This window comes from Micromonospora sp. NPDC050397 (genome assembly GCF_044901685.1).
Lineage (GTDB): Bacteria > Actinomycetota > Actinomycetes > Mycobacteriales > Micromonosporaceae > Micromonospora_G.
The window spans coordinates 766748-786347 of sequence record NZ_JBJDPS010000001.1 but is presented as its reverse complement, the minus strand read 5'-3'; the positions used below and the strand labels follow the sequence as shown (position 1 = coordinate 786347).

18 protein-coding genes are annotated in these 19600 nt (G+C 71.4%); 5 read left to right on the top strand and 13 right to left on the bottom strand.

Annotation, left to right across the window (positions count from 1 at the left end):
- Nucleotides 1–8: 8 nt before the first annotated feature.
- From ACI2K4_RS03000 to ACI2K4_RS02990, 3 genes are all read right to left on the bottom strand, one after another.
- Nucleotides 9–479 (bottom strand): hypothetical protein, encoded by a 471-nt coding sequence (locus tag ACI2K4_RS03000; RefSeq protein ID WP_404508255.1) that lies wholly within the window; start codon nt 477–479, stop codon nt 9–11.
- 105 nt (nt 480–584) lie between these two features.
- Nucleotides 585–905, bottom strand: a complete 321-nt coding sequence (locus ACI2K4_RS02995; RefSeq protein ID WP_404508254.1) for a hypothetical protein — start codon at nt 903–905, stop codon at nt 585–587.
- A gap of 517 nt (nt 906–1422) precedes the next feature.
- A complete protein-coding gene (locus ACI2K4_RS02990; RefSeq protein ID WP_404508253.1) occupies nt 1423–1998 on the bottom strand; it encodes an alpha/beta hydrolase-fold protein in 576 nt (191 codons plus the stop codon).
- Here ACI2K4_RS02990 and ACI2K4_RS02985 point away from each other — a divergent pair.
- Nucleotides 1985–2419, top strand: coding sequence for a hypothetical protein (locus ACI2K4_RS02985; protein WP_404508252.1), 435 nt, complete (start codon nt 1985–1987; stop codon nt 2417–2419). The genes ACI2K4_RS02990 and ACI2K4_RS02985 overlap by 14 nt on opposite strands.
- On the opposite strand, the gene ACI2K4_RS02980 is transcribed toward ACI2K4_RS02985, so the two are convergent.
- Together ACI2K4_RS02980 and ACI2K4_RS02975 are read right to left on the bottom strand one after the other, a co-directional pair.
- On the bottom strand, nt 2416–3912 hold the full coding sequence (locus tag ACI2K4_RS02980; protein WP_404508251.1) for a sensor histidine kinase: 1497 nt from the start codon (nt 3910–3912) through the stop codon (nt 2416–2418). The two genes, ACI2K4_RS02985 and ACI2K4_RS02980, sit on opposite strands and share 4 nt — an antisense overlap.
- Complete coding sequence (locus ACI2K4_RS02975) at nt 3890–4636, bottom strand: response regulator transcription factor (RefSeq protein ID WP_404508250.1); 747 nt, start codon at nt 4634–4636, stop codon at nt 3890–3892. The genes ACI2K4_RS02980 and ACI2K4_RS02975 overlap by 23 nt, the downstream gene beginning before the upstream one ends.
- Before the next feature lie 227 nt (nt 4637–4863).
- On the opposite strand from ACI2K4_RS02975, the gene ACI2K4_RS02970 reads away from it, so the two are divergent.
- A complete protein-coding gene (locus ACI2K4_RS02970) occupies nt 4864–5796 on the top strand; it encodes an FAD:protein FMN transferase (RefSeq protein ID WP_404508248.1) in 933 nt (310 codons plus the stop codon).
- A 30-nt stretch (nt 5797–5826) separates the two neighbouring features.
- On the opposite strand, the gene ACI2K4_RS02965 is transcribed toward ACI2K4_RS02970, so the two are convergent.
- Complete coding sequence (locus tag ACI2K4_RS02965; RefSeq protein WP_404508247.1) at nt 5827–6618, bottom strand: putative protein N(5)-glutamine methyltransferase; 792 nt, start codon at nt 6616–6618, stop codon at nt 5827–5829.
- Nucleotides 6619–6890: 272 nt separating this feature from the next.
- Here ACI2K4_RS02965 and ACI2K4_RS02960 point away from each other — a divergent pair, with 272 nt between their 5' ends.
- Entirely contained in the window at nt 6891–7865 is a 975-nt protein-coding gene (locus ACI2K4_RS02960; protein WP_404508246.1) for an acetylxylan esterase, read from the top strand.
- Nucleotides 7866–7933: 68 nt separating this feature from the next.
- On the opposite strand, the gene ACI2K4_RS02955 is transcribed toward ACI2K4_RS02960, so the two are convergent.
- Both ACI2K4_RS02955 and ACI2K4_RS02950 read right to left on the bottom strand, forming a co-directional pair.
- Nucleotides 7934–9787, bottom strand: coding sequence for a discoidin domain-containing protein (locus tag ACI2K4_RS02955; RefSeq protein WP_404508245.1), 1854 nt, complete (start codon nt 9785–9787; stop codon nt 7934–7936).
- A gap of 671 nt (nt 9788–10458) precedes the next feature.
- Nucleotides 10459–12294 (bottom strand): MFS transporter, encoded by a 1836-nt coding sequence (locus tag ACI2K4_RS02950; RefSeq protein WP_404508244.1) that lies wholly within the window; start codon nt 12292–12294, stop codon nt 10459–10461.
- 126 nt (nt 12295–12420) lie between these two features.
- On the opposite strand from ACI2K4_RS02950, the gene ACI2K4_RS02945 reads away from it, so the two are divergent.
- Nucleotides 12421–13032, top strand: coding sequence for a TetR/AcrR family transcriptional regulator (locus tag ACI2K4_RS02945; RefSeq protein ID WP_404508243.1), 612 nt, complete (start codon nt 12421–12423; stop codon nt 13030–13032).
- A gap of 276 nt (nt 13033–13308) precedes the next feature.
- Here the strand turns inward: ACI2K4_RS02945 and ACI2K4_RS02940 are convergent, their stop codons facing one another.
- From ACI2K4_RS02940 to ACI2K4_RS02920, 5 genes are all read right to left on the bottom strand, one after another.
- On the bottom strand, nt 13309–14934 hold the full coding sequence (locus tag ACI2K4_RS02940; protein WP_404508242.1) for an amidase family protein: 1626 nt from the start codon (nt 14932–14934) through the stop codon (nt 13309–13311).
- A 196-nt stretch (nt 14935–15130) separates the two neighbouring features.
- The gene (locus ACI2K4_RS02935; protein WP_404508240.1) at nt 15131–15604 is read right to left on the bottom strand and encodes a GNAT family N-acetyltransferase; all 474 of its coding nucleotides are present in this window, start codon (nt 15602–15604) and stop codon (nt 15131–15133) included.
- A gap of 55 nt (nt 15605–15659) precedes the next feature.
- A complete protein-coding gene (locus ACI2K4_RS02930; RefSeq protein ID WP_404508238.1) occupies nt 15660–16715 on the bottom strand; it encodes a zinc-dependent alcohol dehydrogenase family protein in 1056 nt (351 codons plus the stop codon).
- Nucleotides 16716–16764: 49 nt separating this feature from the next.
- Nucleotides 16765–17316 (bottom strand): hypothetical protein, encoded by a 552-nt coding sequence (locus tag ACI2K4_RS02925; RefSeq protein WP_404508237.1) that lies wholly within the window; start codon nt 17314–17316, stop codon nt 16765–16767.
- Nucleotides 17317–17488: 172 nt separating this feature from the next.
- On the bottom strand, nt 17489–18742 hold the full coding sequence (locus tag ACI2K4_RS02920) for an MFS transporter (RefSeq protein WP_404508235.1): 1254 nt from the start codon (nt 18740–18742) through the stop codon (nt 17489–17491).
- Between the two features lie 156 nt (nt 18743–18898).
- Between ACI2K4_RS02920 and ACI2K4_RS02915 the strand changes: the two genes are divergently transcribed.
- Nucleotides 18899–19360 (top strand): DUF1348 family protein, encoded by a 462-nt coding sequence (locus ACI2K4_RS02915; RefSeq protein ID WP_404508234.1) that lies wholly within the window; start codon nt 18899–18901, stop codon nt 19358–19360.
- Nucleotides 19361–19600 lie beyond the last annotated feature (240 nt).

Genomic DNA, 19600 nt, shown 5'->3' with positions numbered 1-19600 from the left:
GCGTGTTGTCAGGCGTCGCCGCCGGTCCAGGTGTGCACCTTCTCGCCGAGCAAGATGAAGATCAACGCACCGTTGACGGCGACGGATATCCACGCCGCGCCGTTACCCACCCGGTCCAGCGCCGCCCCGACGACGATGACGGCCACGTTGACGGCGCAGACGACCAACGCTCCGCTGCGGCCCCATCTCTTCCCGACGAAGATGCCGATGCCGACCGCGACCTGGACCAGGGAGAGCAGCAGGCTGATCACCGTCATGACGATGACCTGCTCCTCCTCGCCGTGGGAGACCGCGTCCTCCAGCAGCACCCCGCCCACCAGCGCGCCGAGCAGACCGAACAGGACGAGCAGGAGGAAGACCGCCCAGACCGAACCGGGTCTTGTCGTCGGCCTCTGCGGTGTTGGTCTGCTGTAGCGCGGTCGCAGTGGAGGCCGGGACCCGCCCGCCGAGGAGCTCCCTGTCGTCCAGTCGTCGGCCATCGACCACTCCTTCACCTGTCGTCCGCCGGCATCGTATCGGCGCCGATCAAACCGCTCGGGAGGGTGACGCAGACGGTTGAGCAAGCTCGCCGTCTCCGGGGAGGCTCAGGTGAGGTTGATGATGATGAACGGCAGCAGTTGCAGGATGAAGCCGAGCAGCCAGCCCAGGAGCAGGCCCGGTCCCGACCCTATGCGTGCCCGGGTCGCAGGGATCGCGACGAGGATGATCTCCACAATGAGGACGAGGGCATCCAGCGCGCCGACGATCCCAAAGAAGAACACCAGGCCGACCAGGCCGTCGTCCCCCAACGAGGTGAAACGAACAACGAAGTACGTCCCCACGATCACGACGATCTGAATGAGTACGCCGATACCGAGGGTTCGGCCGAAGTGCTTGCTGGGGGCCTTGGCTTCGGTGGTTGTCAACGTCTTCTCCTCCGGGTCGAACCGCCGCCGGCACCGGGATTCTTCGTTGCCACTGCCCCGACGACTGTCCTCACGAGTAGCTTCTCAATGTCCGTGACTTCACCCCGACAGACGGAAGCGGGGGCGGACGGTTCAGGCCCCGGGTGTCGTCCACGCCACAGTCGACGGTCCACCGAGCGGCGGTTGAGCCAGCGCGGACCGCGTGAGCACCCACGGCCGAAATGCCGCTCGGACGGCACACCGGTTCCGCTACCGTGCTGCCATGGTCGTACCCGTCGGTGACGCGACAAGAACGGGCCTGTCTTCCGAACGCCCGGTGTGGTTGCTGGATGTCGACGGGGTCATCAACGTGAACCGGCCGACGACGAGGCCCTGCCCGCACCGGGCCGGCTGCGTGACGAGTTGACGGCCAACGGCCGGGCACTCCTGATAGCTCCCGCGTCGAGCCGGGGCCTGCAACCGGAAGACCTGGATCGAGTCGAGTCCTTCATCGCTGCCTCTCGAAGGAACACGGAGGTCACGGGCGTTGGAGCCGCTCCATGATCAACGATACGAAGTGGTCCATGTCGGCCTGTAGACAGGCGTCCTGGTTGTGCTTACCGGTGCACCCGGGGGCCCAGGCACTCCCGTCGCCGTAGTCGACAAGATGGTGCGGGATGGCCGCTGCGGTCAGGTTGGCCGAGGTCACCAGGGCCGTCTGTCTGACGACCACCTCGGCCATGGCCTGGATCGGGTCGACCAGCAGGTTGCCGCCGTCGCCGAAGTACATGGCGATGCCCATGCCGCGCAAAGAACCGACATGCTGGGCAGGACTCCGTTCGGCCCAGACACCGTCCAGTGGCCACACCGGCGGACCGAAGATCGCGCTCATCGCCACGGTCGGGGTGCCGTAGGACGCTGACTGCGTGCTGCCGACCACGGCGGCGCGTATCGCCGGGTTCATCAGGTCGAGATCGCCGGAGAAGCTGCCCACGTAGCTGAACAGGTCCGGCCGGTGCCCGGCGTAGTGGAACGCGCCGAAACCCCCCATCGAGTGGCCGGAGATCGCCCTGGCCGACCTGGCGGGGATGGTCTTCAGGTTGGCGTCGATCAACGGGATCAACTGGTCGAGGTGGAAGGTCTTCCAATTCTGGGGAGTGAGCGGGCCGGGATTGGTGATCCTCCAACTGCTGCTGATCGGCCCCCTGTTCGGGCTCATGGTCGCACTGGCCCTCTGGGCCGCGGTCGAACTCTTGCAGGGACTCGTCGGCCCACTCACGTTCGGGCTCGGAGCCGCGCTCGCCGCCGGTGTTGTCGTCGCGCTCGGCGGCGGACTCGGAGTAGTACTCACACTCACCGCGTGGGGGCACTGGGTGGTCTTCGTCCGGATATGGCTTCCCCTTACCGGGCGGCTGCCCTGGGCGGTACTCGCGTTCCTCGAAGACGCTCACCAGCGAGGGGTGTTACGCCAGGCCGGTGCGGTCTACCAATTCCGCCACGCCCGCCTACACGATCATCTGATGCGTGTGGCCTAGGTGTCCGCCGCGAGTCGGGGCAGCCGGACCGTCAGCGCGGTGTGTCCGGGTCGGCTGGTCAGGCTGACCGTTCCCCGGTGCGCCTCGACCACGGCGGCCACGATCGCCAGTCCCAGACCGGTGCTGCCGGCGGCCCGGGACCGGGAGGTGTCGCCCCGGGCGAACCGCTCGAAGACCTCGCCCTGCAACGCCTCCGGGATGCCGGGTCCGTCGTCGAGCACGGTGAGCGCGACCCCGTCCGATCCGATCGTGCTCAGGCTGGTGGTGACCGTGGTGCCGGGCGGTGTGTGGGTACGGGCGTTGGTGAGCAGGTTCGCCAGGATCTGGTGCAGCCTCGCCGGGTCGCCGTCGACGCAGACCGCCCGGTCGGGCAGGTCGAGCCGCCAGCGGTGGTCGGGGCCGGCGACGTGCGCGTCGCTGACCGCGTCGACCGCGAGCGCGCTGAGGTCGACCGGTTCGAACGCGAGTGGGCGTCCGGCGTCGAGTCGGGCGAGCAGCAGCAGGTCGTCGACGAGGGCGGTCATCCTGGTCCCCTCCGACTCGATCCGGCGCAGGGCGTGCGCGATGTCCGGCGGGACCGGGTCGCGACCCCGTCGGGTGAGTTCGGCGTAGCCCCGGATCGCGGCGAGGGGCGTACGCAGTTCGTGGCTGGCGTCGGCGACGAACTGACGTACCCGGGTCTCGCTGGCCTGGCGGGCGGCGAGCGCGGCGGCGACGTGACCGAGCATCCGGTTGAGCGCGGCCCCGACCTGGCCCACCTCGGTACGTTGGTCGGTGTCCCCGGGCGGCACCCGGACGGCGAGGGCGACCTCGCCCCGGTCCAGTGGCAGTTCGGCGACCCGGCCGGCGGTGGCGGCGACCCGGCGCAGCGGTCGCAGTGACGCCCGTACGATCAGTGCCCCGGCGGTGCCGGCGAGGAGCAGCCCGGCGGTGGCGATGCCGGCCGCCATGCCGGCCATCTGCCAGACGGTCTGTTCCAGCTCGGCCAGCGGCAGGCCGGTGACCACCACGTCGCCGTCCGACAACTCCCGGGCGACCAGCCGGTAGTCGCCCAGGTCGCCGAGGGTGCGGGTGTACGGCCGGCGGTCGGCCGGCAGGTCGGCCAGGATGGCCCGCTGCGCGTCCGGCACCGGCTGTGACGCGGCGTCGCCGTCGGCCGGGAGGGTGGATGCCCACACGAACTCCCCGTCCGCGATCATCGCGGTGAGCGTGCCGATCGGCTGTCCGCGCTGGTAGGGGTATCCGGCGCCCGGTCCGGAGCCGGACGGGCGGAACCCGTCGGGCGGCCCGGGAGCGCGGCCGGCGACCGCGCTCACCTGCTGGTCGAGCTGGCGGATCAGCGAGTGGCGCAGGGCGAGCGTGGTGGCCCCGCCGACCAGCACGCAGACGACCGCGACCAGGGCGACGACGGCGGCGACCAGCCGGGCCCGCAGGGAGCGGCCGGCGAGCCAGCGGCGCAGGCCGGTGGCATCAGGCGGCGGGCTTGAGGACATAACCCGCTCCGCGCAGGGTGTGGATCATCGGCTCCCGGCCCGCGTCGATCTTCTTGCGCAGGTACGAGATGTAGAGCTCGACGATGTTGGCCTGGCCGCCGAAGTCGTAGTTCCAGACCCGGTCCAGGATCTGAGCCTTGCTCAGCACCCGGCGCGGGTTGCGCATCAGGTAGCGGAGCAGGTCGAACTCGGTGCTGGTGAGCGCGATGAGCTGGCCGGCGCGGTGCACCTCGTGGCTCTCCTCGTCCAGGGTCAGGTCGCCGACCACCAGCACCGCCTCCGGTTCGTTGGCCACGCCGACCCCGGCCCGGCGCATCAGCCCGCGCAGCCGGGCGACGACCTCCTCCAGGCTGAACGGTTTGGTCACGTAGTCGTCGCCGCCGGCGGTGAGGCCGGCGATCCGGTCCTCGACCGAGTCCCGGGCGGTGAGGAAGAGGACGGGCATCGTCGGGGCGTGCCCACGCAGCCGCCGCAGCACCTCAAGCCCGTCGAGGTCGGGCAGCATGACGTCGAGGACCACCGCGTCCGGCTGGAAGTGCTTGGCCTGGCGTACCGCGTCCCGGCCGGTGTCGGCGCTGCGCACCTCCCAGCCCTCGTACCGCAGCGCCATGCAGAGCAGGTCGGTGAGCACGCTCTCGTCGTCGACGACGAGCACCCGTACGGGTTCGCCGTCGGGGCGTCGCAGCTCGATCTGCCGGCCGTTGGGGCGTGCGTCGGTCGTCATCCTCCTATGTTGCGGCCGGTAGCTGGGCCGCACCTCATCGCTACCTGTGTACCGGCTGTGTAACAGCCATGAGATCGGAGTCGGCCACGCGGGGAGCGACCGGGGCTCACAGCGGACACACAGGTGCGACATACCGCCTGCTCAGCGAGGCCGACGACGGTAGCGGGGTGGTTCGGCAGGGTCACGGCGAGCGCTGAGCGGCCCGCCGTCGAGATCGGGAGGTCACCATGGCGGAGGCGCGCTGGTCGGATCGGGGCATCGAGGTACGGGTGGTGGTCGCCGGGGACGCGACCGCACGGACCGCCCGCCGCCTGGTCACGTCGGAGCTGGCCGGGCTGGACCGGGCCTGTGGCTCCCGCTGGGGCGGCAGCGAGCTGTGCCGGGTGCACCGCTCGGTCGGGCGCCCGGTGCCGGTCGGTCCACGGCTGGCCGAGTTGGTCGGCGCCGCCCTGAGCGCCGCCGAGCTGACCGGCGGCGACGTCGACCCGACGGTGGGTGCCGCCCTGCTCCGGCTGTCCCGCACCGGACCCGGCTGGCTGCCGGTCTACGGTCCGACGTCACGGCCGGTGCCGCGACCGGCCGGGTGGCGTCAGGTGGTGCTCGGCGACGGCTGGTTGACGCTGCCGGCGACCCTGCTGCTCGATCTCCGGGCGACCGCGCGGGCGGTCACCGCGCGACGCTGCGCCGACCAGCTCGCGGCGCGTGGCGCCGACGGCGCGCTGGTGGCGATCGGCGGATGTGTCGCGACCGCCGGGCCGCCACCGCCGGGTGGCTGGCGGGTGCCGCTCGACGGTGCCGTGCTCGGCCTGGACCGGGGTGCGCTCGCCACCACCCGCGCGACGGGTGGCGGCCCGACCCGGCCGATCGTCGATCCTCGCACCGGCCGCCCGCCGGCACCGGTTTGGCGCCGGGTCACCGTGGCGGCTGGCGACCCGGTGGTCGCGAAGGCGCTGAGCGTCGCCGCGTTCGTACGCGGCACCGGGGCGGGACCGTGGCTGGCCAGGCTCGGGGTCGACGCCCGGCTGGTCGCGCCGGACGGCACCGTCGCCACGGTCGGCACCGGCCCACTCGTCGCGCTTGCCGGGCGTGGCACGGCGACGCACGTACTCGCGGGACGGGCGAGCGAACCGATGCCGGCGTGGGTCAGCGGCGGCCGGTGACGAGGGTCGCCCCCTGCTCCCGGTCCCGGGTCAGCGGCGGCCGATGACGACGGTGGCCCCCAACTCCTCGTCGTGGGTCGCGGCCGGGGTGAGCCCGGCGCCGGCCAGCGCGGCGAGCGCGGCGTCGACCTGGTCCACACTGGTCTCCAGCAGCAGGTGGCCGCCGGGGGCGAGCCAGTCGGCGGCGTCGGCGGCGACCCGACGCAGGATGTCGAGACCGTCGGCCCCGCCGTCGAGCGCGACCAGTGGTTCGTGGAGTCGCGCCTCCGGTGGCAGCAGGTCGACCGCCGCGCTGGGCACGTAGGGAACGTTGGCCACCAGCACGTCGACCTGGCCGCGCAGTCCGGGTGGCAGCGGGTCGTACAGGTCTCCGGCGTACACGTGGCCGTTGTACGGCTCGAGGTTGCGCCCGGCGCAGCGTACGGCCGCCGGGTCGATGTCGGTCGCGTGCAGGGTCACGCCCCTGCCTCGGGCCGCGACGGCAAGCCCCACCGCACCGCAGCCGCAGGCCAGGTCGACGACGGTCGCGCCGTCGGGTGCGAGTTCCACCGCCCGGTCGACCAGGAGTTCGGTACGTCGGCGCGGTACGAAGACCCCGGGGTCGACCGAGATCCGCAGGCCGCAGAAGTCCACCCAACCGACGATGTGTTCCAGGGGCAGGCCGGCGACTCGGCGTCGCACCATCGACCGGAGCGCGGTCGGGGTGGCCGCGGCCTCGATCAGCAGACGGGCCTCGTCCTCGGCGAAGACACATCCGGCGGCGCGGAGTTCGCTGACAACGGTGTTCCGGCTCGGTGCCGGGATGGAGCGGGATGTCGACATGTGTGACCCTTCGGGACGCCTGTGGGCGCTCCCGCGGTTACCGTCCCTCGACCGGGGTCAGGGCAGCCATGGTGCCGCGTGGTGGGAGCACCCGCCAATCGTGACGAGAATCGGACCCACCTCCTCGGGCAGCAGCGGACTGAGTACGGCAACGTTACCCTCCGTCTCCGTACTCGCGTACCCGGGGGTCGCGACGGCCGGTGGGGGCGCGGCGCCGGGCGGTGGTGGTAGATCATGTTGGCTGCCGCCGCCCCCACGGAAGGACATCCCTCATGTTCGTCGACTGGCCGCTGGACCAACTCCGTGACTACCTGCCCGCGCGCACCGAACCGGACGACTTCGACGCCTTCTGGGCCGGCACCCTCGCGCTGGCCCGAGCCGTCGACACCCCCGCGCGGTTCGAGCCGGTCGACGCCGGCCTCGCCACGGTACGGGTGTACGACGTCACCTTTCCCGGCTTCGCCGGTCAGCCCGTACGCGGGTGGTTCCTGCTCCCCCGCGACGCCGCCGGCCCGCTGCCCTGCGTGGTGGAGTTCCTCGGCTACGGGCGGGGACGGGGCCTGCCGCACGAGTGGCTGACCTGGAGCGCCGCCGGTTACGCGCACCTGGTGATGGACACCCGGGGGCAGGGCAGCGTCGGCACACTGGTCGGTGAAACGCCCGACCCGGACCAGGCCGGGCTGCCGCAGACGCCGGGCTTCATGACCCGGGGCATCACCGACCCGGAGCAGTACTACTACCGGCGGGTCTTCACCGACGGCGTACGCGCGGTCGACGCGGCCCGGTCCCACCCGGCGGTCGACCCGGAACGGGTGGTGGTCGCCGGGATCAGCCAGGGCGGCGGAATCTCGATCGCGGTCTCCGGGCTCGTCGACGGGCTGGCCGGGGTGATGCCGGACGTGCCGTTCCTCTGCCACCACCGGCGGGCCACCGAGATCAGTGACGAGATGCCGTACGGCGAACTGGTGACGTACCTGAGGACGCACCGGGACAGCGTCGAGCGGGTCTTCGACACGCTCGGCTACTTCGACGGGGTCAACTTCGCCACCCGGGCCAGCGCGCCGGCACTCTTCTCGGTCGCGTTGATGGACGCGGTCTGCCCGCCGTCGACGGTATTCGCCGCGTACAACCACTACGCGGGTGCGGCGAAGGAGATCAAGGTGTGGCCGTACAACGGGCACGAGGGCGGGGCCGGTTTCCAGCAGCGGGCCCAGTTCCGCTGGCTGCGCGACCTGCTCGCCGCCTGAGGTGTAAGGAAGGGCCCCTTGTTAACGCTATGCGTTAACAAGGGGCCCTTCCTTACACTGCACACTGCTCAGCCGGTGTAGGCCTCGAACTCGAAGATCCGGGCGGCGGTGTCGCTGTCGTTGGTCGGGGCGAGCACGTTCACCCGGAGATATCGGGCGGTGACCGGGGTGAAGGTGTGGGTGGTGACGTTCGCGGTGTTGCCGCGTACGGCCGCGACCGTGCTCCAGGTGGTGCCGTTCGTACTCGCCTGGAGGTCGAAGTCACGGGTGTTCCAGGCCGGCTTCTCACCACCGGCACCGGAGTGCCGCAGCACCAGCCTGCCCACCTGCTGGTTGGACTGGAGGTCGACCCGGAGCCACTTGGCGGCGCCGAGCGAGCACCACTTGTCCGAGTTGCCGGCGGTCCAGCTTCCGTTGACCGCCTTGGCCGGCGCCTCGCTGGCCGCGCACTGGCTGTCGGCGGTGGCCGGCTTGTTCAGCGCGAGGTTGGTGGTGCTCGGCGGCGCGGGCGTGTAGAGGCGGATGTCGGTCAGGCTGGCGCTGCCCTCGTAGACGTTGGTGTAGAGGTCGCCGATGACAAAGTAGTCCGGGTACGCCGAGCCGGCCGGCCACTGGTTGGGCCAGGTGGTGCTGCCGTGGTTGTCGTTCTGCACCAGGTTGTTGTTGTAACGGCCGTCGTACTCGCCGGGCTCGCTGTTGTAGTGCCAGATCGGCGCGTTGTTGACGATGAACGGCCGGTGGAAGCGGATCGTCTTCTGCCCGACCCGGGCGAAGTTGCCACTGGCCTCCAGGGTGTAGCCGGTCGCGTCGCGCTCGATCGCGAAGGTGTAGAACTGGTTCGGCATCAACTCGGGCTGTAGCTCGGCCGCCGAGGAGAGCTGCTGCTCGGCGACGCCGCCGGAGCAGTTTGTCATGAACCACTGGGAGTTGCCGGCGAGTCCGCCCGGCCCGGGGTTCCAGTTCGGCAGCCCGCTGATCCACATGTTGACGGTGTTGAAGTTGCCGTCGCGGTAGTTGTAGTACTGGTTGGTGTTGGAGTTGCAGACCCGGCCGCCGGTGCCGCTGCCGACCCGGTCCGGGTGCTGCGAGAACGAGTCCATCAGCACCTTGCGGCGGTAGTGCCAGAAGTGGTTGTTCCGGGGTGCCGGGTTGGCGAAGTCCACGATCGACAGGAAGTGGAAGCCGTTGTAGCCGTACGGGCCGGAGCGCACGTCCTGCCACTCACAGTAGGGCACCGAGGCGTCACCGGACCAGCCGGGGCTGTTCGACCCCTCGCCCCACGGGTGCTGGGTCTTGCAGCCCTGGGTGCTGTAGCCGTTGACCCGGCCACCGTACTCGATCGTGCCGTTGCGTTTGCCGCCGAAGTCGATGGTCTTGAGCTTGTACTCGATCCGGTACTGGGACGGCAGCTTGTTGGTCGGCCGGAAGATCGCACCGCCGGTGTGGTCGGGCACGTTGAGCACCGCCACGTTGCCGCCGCCCTGGGCCTGGGTGGTGATCGACGGCGGTGCCTCGATGGCACCATTTTTGTCCCAGTCGCGGGCCGAGAGGGAGGCGGTGAGCCAGCCGTTCTGACCGACCGGGAACTCCTTCCGATAGGTGTCGAAGGAGTTGAAGGCGGTGGTCCAGTCCGGCCCGTAGTCGTTGCGGTACCACTGTCCGGAGTCGTCCATGATGGTGTCGAACGGATTGCTGTGGGTCTCCCGCACCCAGGGGGCGTTGCCCGGGTTCAGCGGGTTGGAGAAGTCCTCGGAGTAGAGCAGGTTCCAGGCCGCCTGGGCACCGACGTCCGTGGTGCCGGCACGGTCCGCCGGGGCAGCCTGGGCGCTTCCGGGTACGACGATCGACCCGAGCAGTACGACGCCCGTGGTCCACGCGGCCACGGCCGTTCGGCGGCTGACGCCGCTGCTTTCGCTGTGCATGATTGCTACGACCCTTCACTCGACCGGGAAAGAGTGACTGGCGCGCCGATCGCCATCTTTCTGCGGTCCGTTAATTCGAGTTACTCGAATTAACGGACCATTTCTCTGCCCACTCGGAAATAGTTCCACCGTCAGCGATCCGAGTCAATGTGGCCACCAATCCGCACCGGCTCACGGGGACCTGGGTGGATCTTCGACGGCCGGCTGGGCGATGATGGGCGCCGGTTGCCCCCGGCAGGTGAAGGAAGTCGACGTGAGCGCAGGATCCATCGTGCAGGCCCCGGACGGAACCCCGGTCACGCTGGGCGAGATCGGCCAGCGGGTACTGCTGCACAACCCCCGGGTACGCGTCTGGGACGTCGAGCTGGCCCCCGGGCAGTCACAGCCCTGGCACCTGCACCACAACCCGTACGTGGTGCTCTGCCTGGAGACCTCACCGTGCCGGATGGACTGGCTCGACGGCAGCCCGCCCCGGTTCCTCTCGGAGACCGTCGGCAACGTGGTGCACCGACCGGTCTCGCCGGTGCACATGCTGACGAACCACGGCGACGCCAACTACCGCAACCGGATCGTTGAGCTGCTCGACCTCGGCGAGGAGGCGTCCGGCGTACCCGATCCGGGGCTGTCCCCGCTGCCCGCCGAGACCGACGGTCTCGACGCCGCCGAGGTCTTCACCGACGACGAGGTACGCGTCCTCGGCGTCGAGGTCGCACCCGGTGCCCGGCACCGCTGGCGGGCGGGACACGTCCCGTCGGTCGTGATCGGCCTGTCCCACCCCGAACAGGACGGCGTCCACTATCTCGCGCCCGGGGAGATCCACGAGTTCGCCGCCGACTCGACCGCCCCGCACACGTTCCGGCTGGTCGAGCTGACCTACCTGGTGACCGGCGAGCACTGACACCGACGCCCGCGCGGCCGTGGCCACCGGTGGTGGTGGCCACGGCCGCGGCCGGTACGGACCCGTCGGTCCCGGTCAGGCGTGCGAGACCCCGTTCCGGTGCGGGTGGGGCAGGTGCAGCTCGACCGGCTCGGGCGGGAGGTCGTCGACGCCGGCCGCGACGGCCTGGTCGTGACGGCGCCGGGCCGAGGGCAGGACGAGCGCGGCCCAGTACGGCGAGCACGGCCACCCCCGCGCAGACCCAGAACCCGGAGGTGAACGCCGCGTCGGTGGGCAGGCCCCGCGCGGTGCTCCTGGACGAGATGACGGCCGCGACGACGGCGGTGCCGACGCTGCTGCCGATGGTCCGGGCGATGGTGTTGACACCGGTGGCCTCACCGGTCTGCGCGGCCGGAACACTCTCGATGATGGCGTTGGACATCGCCGCGAAGGCGAGGCCGATGCCGGCCCCGGTGAGGACGCCGGAGGCGAGCACCTGCCAGACGGCGTCGTGCGCGAGCGCGGGCAACGCGAACGCCACGACAACCGCGACGGCACCGAGGAACATCGGCACCTTGGGGCCGTACCGGCGGTCCAGCGACCCGGCGAGCGGGCCGAAGACCACCATCATCAGGACGGTGGGCAGCAGGAACAGTCCCGCCTCGGAGACCGACTTGCCGAAACCGTACCCGGTGGCGGCGGGGAGCTGGAGCAACGTCGGGACGAGCAGGAAGGTCCCGAACATGGCAAAACCGAGGATCAGGGCGACCAGGTCGGTGGCCCACACGCCACGGATCCGCATCAGCCGCATGTCGATCAGCGGCTCCCGGACCCGGAGTTCGACCAGGACGAACGCGACCAGCGCGACCGCGCCGAGCGCGAGCAGGCCGACGGTGTTCGCCGCGCCCCAGCCCCAGCTCTGGCCCTTGCTGATCGCCAGCAGCAGCGACACCAGCGAGACCGACAGGATCGCCGCGCCGAGCACGTCGAGGCGCCCGGGTGTGCGTACCGGCGACTCACGCATGCCGAAGACGGCGCCGAGCAGGGCGACGACGACGAGCACCAGCGGCAACCAGAAGAGCCAGTGCCAGGAGAGGTGCTCCACGATCGGACCGGCGCCGACGATGCCGACACCGGCGCCGACCCCGAAGATCGCCGACAGCAGGCCGACGGTGACGCCGACCCGTTCCCGGGGCAGCTCGTCGCGGACGATGCCGATCGACAGCGGCAGGATCGCCCCGGCAGCGCCCTGGAGCGCGCGGGCGACGATCAGCACGGTCAGGTTCGTGGCCAGGGCGGCGAGCAGGGTGCCCACGGCAAGGGTGGCCAGGACCCCGATCAGGACCCGGCGCTTGCCCACCATGTCGCCGAGCCGGCCGAGGATGGGGGTCAGGACCGAGGCCGAGAGCAGGTACGCCGTGAGGATCCAGCTGATGTCCCCGGTCGAGACGTTCAGGTGTTGGGCGATGGTCGACATGGCGGGCGCCACCAGTGACTGGAGAACCGCGAACGCCAGGCCGCCCAACGACAGGTACACCACCAGGAGGGCGTTGTTGGCGGATCGCCCGGTGGGCCGACCCACGCCCGCGTCGGAGCCGAGGTGAGCCGGCTCCTCGATGGTTTGTGTCATGAGTTCCTCGAAGCTAGATGTAAACAGTTGCTGACTTGCCCAGTATGCCCCGTCCGGCGACCAAGTCAACGATTGTTTACATCACACTCGGCGGCCACTACCCTGGTAACGGACCGAAAGGAAGCCATGACAACGCCCGCCCCCCAGCCCGCCCGCCGCCGTGACGCCGCCGGCACCCGCCAACTCCTGCTGGACGCCGCCCGCCGCCGTTTCGCCTACGACGGCTACGCCGCCACCACCGTGCGGGACATCGCCGACGAGGCCGGCGTCAACGTCGCACTGATAAACCGGTATTTCAGCTCGAAAGAGGGCCTTTTCCGGGCATCTCTCACCGGCGCCGTCGACGAACTGGGCCGTTCCGTCGACGAGGACGTGACCCTCGACCAGGTGCCGTACGCCATCGCCCGGCAGCTCACCGGCGACACCAGCGACATGCCCCCGAGTCGGCTGTTGCTCCTGCTGCGCACGTCGGGCGACGAGCGCGCCGAACAGATCCGGCTCGACACCCTGCGCACCTTCGCCGAACGCCTGGCGGCGACCGCCAGCTGGCGACCCGAGGACGCCGAAGCCGACCGGCTCATCCTTCGCGCCCAGGTCGCGCTCGCCGCCGCCTTCGGCATCGCCCTGCTCCGGTCGTCCACGGCGCTGGAACCGCTCGGCTCGGCGGGCGAACAGGATCTCGTCGGGCCGCTACGTGACCTGTTCCACGGACTCCTGGCACCCGCCCGACCCGCCTGACCCGGGGCGACGACCGAAGCGCGCCGGGGCGGCCGTGCCGGAAGCGACAACGTCGAATTTCTCTACACGAAAGAACGTGTACTCACATGTTCTTTCGTGTACGTCGTCGACAGATCACCGACGCCAGCGAGGGCAATCGGCGCCAGCGAGAGGACGGCTGCCCCGGCATGGGCGACCGCTGGCCGCGGACAGGATCGGCCCCGCGGACACCGGGAGGGTGTCGGCGGGGCCGATCGCGCAGCGGTTGATCAGAAACGGATGATCAGGGACGGATGATCAGGGGGCGCAGGTGGTGCCGCGGCGCTCCAGCGAGCTGCACCGGAACAGTGACGGGTTCACCTGCGACGGCGGCAGCCACTTCCTCGACGCCTGCTCGTAGTCGTAGGCGAGCGCCAGCAGGGACGCCTCGGTGTAGGCGGTGCCCAGGAAGGTCATGCCGACCGGGCGGCCGTTCGCCGGGTCGTACCCGATCGGGACCGCGACCGACGGGTACTGGGCGCGGGCGCCGATGCCGGCGGAGCCGCTGCCGACGAAGACGATCGCGTCCAGGGTCTGTGCCCGCAGCACCGAGTCGATCCGGTCCCGGGCGGTGGCGATGCCGGTGTCCCGGTTGGTCTCGTACGCCGCCTTCGCCACCGGGTCGGTCAGATCGATGTCGTTCGAGGTGACCAGTTGGGTCTGACCGAACTTGATCGTGCCCTCGGCCGCGTGGGCCAGGTTGTACCGGACCACGTCGTCCAGGGTGTCCATCGGCGCGCTGCGCGGCAGCCGGGCCAGGTACGCGTTCAGGTCCCGCTTGAACTCGTAGTCGAGGATGCCCGGCGGCAGGCCACCGGTGCTCACCGTGACCGGAACGACGGTGGCGCCACGGGCCCGGAGCACGTCCAGTGCCTCGTTGAACACGATCCCCTGGTTGCCGGTGGGGGTGCTCGCCACCCCGATCCGCTTACCGGCGAGCGCGGTGGTGGAGAGCACCCGGGTGTAGTCGGTGCCGACCACGCCGCCGCTGGTGGAGGTGATCGGGTCCTCCGGGTCGATCCCGGTGAGGGCGGTGAGGAGCGCGGCGGCGTCGTACACCGAGCGGGTCATCGGGCCGGCGGTGTCCTGACTGGCGGCGATCGGGACCACCCCGGTCCGGCTCACCAGGCCGACCGTCGGCTTCACCCCGACCAGCGAGTTCGCCGCCGAGGGGCTGAGGATCGAGCCGGAGGTCTCGGTGCCGACGGTGACGGCGGCGAGGGCGGCGGCAGCGGCGGAACCCGATCCGGAGCTGGAGCCGCTCGGCGTCTGGCTCACGTCGTACGGGTTGAGCACCTGGCCGCCCAGGCCGCTGTAACCCGACGGCATGCCGTTGGTGGTGAAGTTCGCGAACTCGGTCAGGTTGGTCTTGCCCAGGATGATCGCGCCGGCCGCCCGCAACCGGGTGACCAGGAAGGCGTCCTTCGACGGGTACGAGTCGGCGAGCGCCAGCGCACCGGCCGTCGTCGGCAGCCCCCGGACGTCGATGTTGTCCTTCACCAGCACCGGGATGCCGTGCATCGGGCCACGGGCGCGGCCCTTGCGGCGGTCGGCGTCGGCCTGCCGGGCCTGCTCGACCGAGTCCCGGGTGAGCACCCGGACCGCGTTCAGTCCGGGACCGTTGCTGTTGAGCGCCCGGATCCGTTCCAGGTACGCGTCGACAAGCTCCTCGGAGGTGACCCGTCGGGCGTCCAGCGCCGCCCGCAACTGCGGGATGCTGGCGCGCTCCAGGTCGATCGGGAACGGCCGGTGCCGGCCGGTGGCCTCGGTGGGGGTGCTGCCGAGGGACGCGGCGACGACCGCGACGGTGACCGCGGCGACGGCGGTGAGCAGGGCGAGCCGGGACGCGTGTCGCGGCCGGGGCAGCGCAAGGGTTAGACGCACCTGTACGACCCTTCGATGGGGCCGCGCCCGGTGGGGGCCGGGCGCGGAACGGATCTCGAGACGATGTCGATCTCGGAGAAGCACACGATCCCGCTGTTGTGGTCGTGCGACACAGAGATTGCCACTCGGTAAACGATTTTGCTTGCCCGTAGCGGCTTTCCCGTCAATCCACAGTGGATTCGGCGGGTCGCTCGGGTCAGCCCAGCCGGCGCTCGTAGCAGAGCGACAGCTCCGACCCGACGTACGGGCCGAAGGCGGGGATCGGGTGGTAGCCCTCCCGCTGGTAGAAGCGCTGCGCCTCCGGCTGGGCGGTGCCGGTCTCGAGCCGCAGTGTGGTCCACCCGGCCCCGGCGGCGGCCGACTCCAGTGCCCGGAGCAGGCCGGTGGCGACACCGGACCCGCGCGCGTCCGGGACGACGTACATCCGCTTGATCTCCGCCGTGGCCGGGTCGAGCCGGCGCAGCGCGCCGCAGCCGATCGGGGCGGTGGTGGCGGCGTCGAGGGCGACCACGAAGACCTCGACGTCGGACTCGGTCGGCGGCGTACCGGGCTCGTGGTCGTCGGTGCCGTACCGCGCGTCGAGCTCGGCGCGTTGCCGCTCCCGCAGCTCCCGGCCCGCCGGGTCGTCCCACGGCCGGGTCTCGATCGTCCACCGCTCGGGGAGCCGCATCGGGTCGCTCCGTTCGTCGGCCGCCGCCCCGGGCCGGCGGGACCCGAGGGGCGGGTCAGGGTCGGATGAGGCGGATGCCGGCGTTGCCCGGTCGGTCCATCATGGTCAGCGCCTCCGGCGCCTCGTCCAGGGTCAGGGTCCGGGTGACCAGGCGGGCCGGGTCCAGCACCCCGCCGGTGATCAGACCCAACAGCGCGGGGTACGCGTGCGCGGCCATGCCGTGGCTGCCGCGTATCTCGAGTTCGGCGCCGATCACCAGGTCCATCGGCAGCGCCGGTGCGCCGAGTACGGCCGGCAGCAGCCCGACCTGGACGTGCCGACCCCGTCGACGCAGGCTCCGGATCCCCGCCACGCAGGTGTCGTGGCTGCCCAGCGCGTCCACCGACAGGTGTGCACCGCCTTCGGTGAGGTCGCGTACGGCCTCGGCGACCGATGCCGGTCCGGCCAGTCCGGCGACGTTCACGGTGGCGGCGGCGCCGCACTCGCGGGCCAGGGCGAGCGCCGGCTCGGCCAGGTCGACCGCCACCACCCGGGCGCCGCCGGCCGCCGCGATCATGATCGCGCTCAGGCCCACTCCCCCACAGCCGTAGACCGCCACCCATTCACCGGCCGCCACCCGGCCCTGGCCGACCACGGCCCGGAAGGCGGTGGCGAACCGGCAGCCGAGGGCCGCCGCCACCGGATAGTCGACCTCGTCGGGCAGGGGCACCAGGTTCACCGGGGCGTGGTCGACCACCACGTACTCGGCGAACGATCCCCACTGGGTGAAACCGGGCTGGGTCTGGGCGGCGCAGACCTGCTGCTGCCCGGCGAGACACTCGGCGCACCGACCACAGCCGTAGACAAACGGTGCCGTCACCCGGTCGCCCACCCGTACGCCGGTGACCTGCGCGCCGACCTCGGCGACCACCCCGGCGAACTCGTGACCGGGCACGTGCGGCACCCGTACGTCCGGATCGTGCCCCTGCCACCCGTGCCAGTCGCTGCGACACAGGCCGGTGGCCTCGACCCGGACCACGATCCCGTCGACCGGCGGACGCGGGTCGGGCACCGTACGGACCTCGGGCCGACCGCCGTACTCGTCGAACACCACCGCGCGCACGGCGTGCATCGTCGCACAGGGCGCGCGGCGGCGGACGAGCCGTCCGGGGCAGCGTCGGTCAGGTCACCGGCGTGACGCTGCCCGGTGGGGTCAGGTCGCGTACGGTGCACAGGGTCTCGCCGTCGGCGCCGACCAGTTCGATCGAGTAGCTGGCGCCGCCGGTCAGGGACTGCGGGACCAGGAACCAACCGCCGGTCACCGGCACCTCCGTCGGTGGTCCGCCCCGACCGATCCGGACCAGCCGGGCCGGCCAGGTCCCCACCGTGCCGTACGCGATCCCGCTGTCCAGGTGGACGGTGACCTGGTCGTCGGTGCCGCCGCAGCCGCCGAACCCGCTGGCGACGCCGCTCGGGTCCTCGAGGTCGAGGTAGTAGCAGCGCGACGACAGGTGGGCGCTGGCCTCCGGGTCGGTCACCCAGAGGCTGACCCGGGTGCGGTTGGCGAGCTGGTCGCTGCCGGCGAGCAGGTGTTGGGTCGGTGCGGCGGAGACGCCCGCCGAATCCTGGAGACCGTCGGCGTACCGCTGGAACGCCTGGTCGACCCGGGTCTGTCGATCCGGTTTCGGCTCCTCGGGCTCGCCGCCGCAACCCGCCGACGCCAGTAGGGCCACCAGGAACACGGTCGCCGCTCGGGCCCGAACCCTTCCCACCGCACCACGCACACCAAACGCCTCCCCCGTTGGTCGTCCGCCCAGCATGCCGGGCCGGGTCTGCCCGGCGCAGCCCGGTTCCCGGTGGGATGGACGCGGGATCGCACCAATCGTCGGTCCCGGGCCGACAACGCTAACCCTGCGTCACCGAACGAGGCACGAAGCGGTACAGCACCGCGACCGCCAGCGCGCCGACCCCGGCCATGGTGAGCACGGCGGCGGTCAGCGACCCGACGGTCAGCACCCCGGCGATCAGCGACGGGCCGGCGCCGCTGCCGAGGTCGGCGCAGAGCCGCCAGGCGCCGAGGAACTGCGCGCGACCACGCACGGGTGACATGTCGGCACCCAATGTCATGATCAGGCCGCTGCTCAGCCCGTTGCCGACCCCCATCAGCATGGCCACCCCGGCGAGGCCGGCGACGGTGGTGGCCAGCGGCAGCAGCGCGTGTGCCAGGCCGAGCAGGAGCATCGACGGTACGGCGACGAGCCGCCGGCCCCACCGGTCCATCACCTTGCCCGCCGGGTAGAAGAGCAGCATGTCGACCGCTCCGGAGAGGCCGAAGACCAGGCTGAGGGTGGCGGCGTCGAGGTCGAGGTGGGCGCCCCACAACGGGATCACGGTCTGCCGCGCGGCCCGCAGCGCGCCGATCAGGAGCACACCGAGACCGAGGGTACGCAGCACCGAGAGGTTCTGCCGGATCACCGCGAGCGTGGCCACCCGGTCCGGTGCGGTGCCCGTACCGGCGGTCCGGTCGACCGGCAGGCCGGGCAGGACCAGCAGCACCGTCGCCGCCACCGCGGCGGCGACCGCGTGGACCCAGTACGCGCCGTCGGTGCCGAGCACGGTCATCACCGCCGCCCCGACGAACGGGCCGGCGAAGGCGCCGATCCGACCGGCGCCGCCGAGGGTGGACAGGGCGCGGGCCCGCAACCCGTACGGCACGACCTCGGTGACGTACGCCTGTCGGGCCACGCCCCAGACCGCGCCGGCCAGTCCGACGGCGGCCACCGCCACGCCGAGCAGCCAGACCGAGGTGGCGAGGACACAGCCGAGCAGCGCCGGCACGACCAGCGCGGTCGACCAGACCATCGCCGGGCGTTCCCCGATCCGGGCGATCAGGGCGCCCGCCGGCACGGCACCGACAATCTGTCCGATTCCGATCAGGCCGACCAGGATGCTGGCGGCGCTGGCCGAGGCGCCGAGCGCGGTGCCGGAGAGGACCACCACCGGGGCGACCGCTCCCTGGCCGAGGCTGTAGATGATTGTCGGCAGGTAGACGGTCGGTCCGAGGGAACGGATCGTCACCGGTGCCGGGCGCGGCGGTGCCGGCGTACCGGGCCGGGTCGGCACGGCGGGGCCGGCGCCCGACCCGGAACGATCATGCATGTCTCCAACCTAGTCCGCCGCGAGGGCGTCCCGGTCGCCAGGAGTGTGACCAGGTGAAGGGGTCGAACCGGCCGCACCGGAACGTGATCCGCTGTTATATTCGCCGGACGGGATGATCTAGAGCAGGGTCGATCCCCCGTCGCGGAGGAGACAGCGATGCCCGCACCGGTTCCCCCGTTCACCCGGGAGACCGCGATCCAGAAGATCCGGATGGCCGAGGACGGGTGGAACTCCCGTGACCCCCAGCGGGTGGCCCAGGCGTACACGCCGGACTCGCGCTGGCGCAACCGGGCCGAGTTCGTCAACGGCCGCGACGAGATCGTCGCGTTCCTCACCCGGAAGTGGGCGAAGGAACTCGAGTACCGGCTGATCAAGGAGCTGTGGGCGTTCGACGGCAACCACATCGCCGTACGCTTCGCCTACGAGTCGCGGGACGACTCCGGCAACTGGTTCCGCTCGTACGGGAACGAGAACTGGGAGTTCGACGACGAGGGGCTGATGCGGGTCCGGTTCGCCAGCATCAACGACCTGCCGATCGCCGAGTCCGAGCGGAAGTACCACTGGCCGCTCGGCCGCCGCCCCGACGACCACCCGGGGTTGACCGAACTGGGCCTGTGAGGCCGTCAGGACCCGGGCGGGCCGGGGTCGGCAGACCAGGGCCACGGCACGTCCTCGTACGCCGCCCGTAGCAGCAGCTCCTCGACGCCGCGCAGCAGCGCGACGGCCCTCCGGGGCGTCGTCGCCAATGGTCAGCGCGGCGGTCACGGCGAGCAGCAGGCGATCGCCCGCTCGGAGCGGCGCCGTCCGGCAGCGGTCACGTTTGGGCCGACAAGCGCCTCGTGTGCTACCGAAAACGAC

Excerpts from the sequence above, each read along its gene's own strand:
- ACI2K4_RS03000 (WP_404508255.1), bottom strand. The coding sequence starts at position 479 with ATGGCCGACGACTGGACGACAGGGAGCTCCTCGGCGGGCGGGTCCCGG.
- ACI2K4_RS02980 (WP_404508251.1), bottom strand. The coding sequence starts at position 3,912 with ATGTCCTCAAGCCCGCCGCCTGATGCCACCGGCCTGCGCCGCTGGCTC.
- ACI2K4_RS02975 (WP_404508250.1), bottom strand. The coding sequence starts at position 4,636 with ATGACGACCGACGCACGCCCCAACGGCCGGCAGATCGAGCTGCGACGC.
- ACI2K4_RS02970 (WP_404508248.1), top strand. The coding sequence starts at position 4,864 with ATGGCGGAGGCGCGCTGGTCGGATCGGGGCATCGAGGTACGGGTGGTG.
- ACI2K4_RS02965 (WP_404508247.1), bottom strand. The coding sequence starts at position 6,618 with ATGTCGACATCCCGCTCCATCCCGGCACCGAGCCGGAACACCGTTGTC.
- ACI2K4_RS02960 (WP_404508246.1), top strand. The coding sequence starts at position 6,891 with ATGTTCGTCGACTGGCCGCTGGACCAACTCCGTGACTACCTGCCCGCG.
- ACI2K4_RS02955 (WP_404508245.1), bottom strand. The coding sequence starts at position 9,787 with ATGCACAGCGAAAGCAGCGGCGTCAGCCGCCGAACGGCCGTGGCCGCG.
- ACI2K4_RS02950 (WP_404508244.1), bottom strand. The coding sequence starts at position 12,294 with ATGACACAAACCATCGAGGAGCCGGCTCACCTCGGCTCCGACGCGGGC.
- ACI2K4_RS02945 (WP_404508243.1), top strand. The coding sequence starts at position 12,421 with ATGACAACGCCCGCCCCCCAGCCCGCCCGCCGCCGTGACGCCGCCGGC.
- ACI2K4_RS02935 (WP_404508240.1), bottom strand. The coding sequence starts at position 15,604 with ATGCGGCTCCCCGAGCGGTGGACGATCGAGACCCGGCCGTGGGACGAC.
- ACI2K4_RS02930 (WP_404508238.1), bottom strand. The coding sequence starts at position 16,715 with ATGCACGCCGTGCGCGCGGTGGTGTTCGACGAGTACGGCGGTCGGCCC.
- ACI2K4_RS02920 (WP_404508235.1), bottom strand. The coding sequence starts at position 18,742 with ATGCATGATCGTTCCGGGTCGGGCGCCGGCCCCGCCGTGCCGACCCGG.
- ACI2K4_RS02915 (WP_404508234.1), top strand. The coding sequence starts at position 18,899 with ATGCCCGCACCGGTTCCCCCGTTCACCCGGGAGACCGCGATCCAGAAG.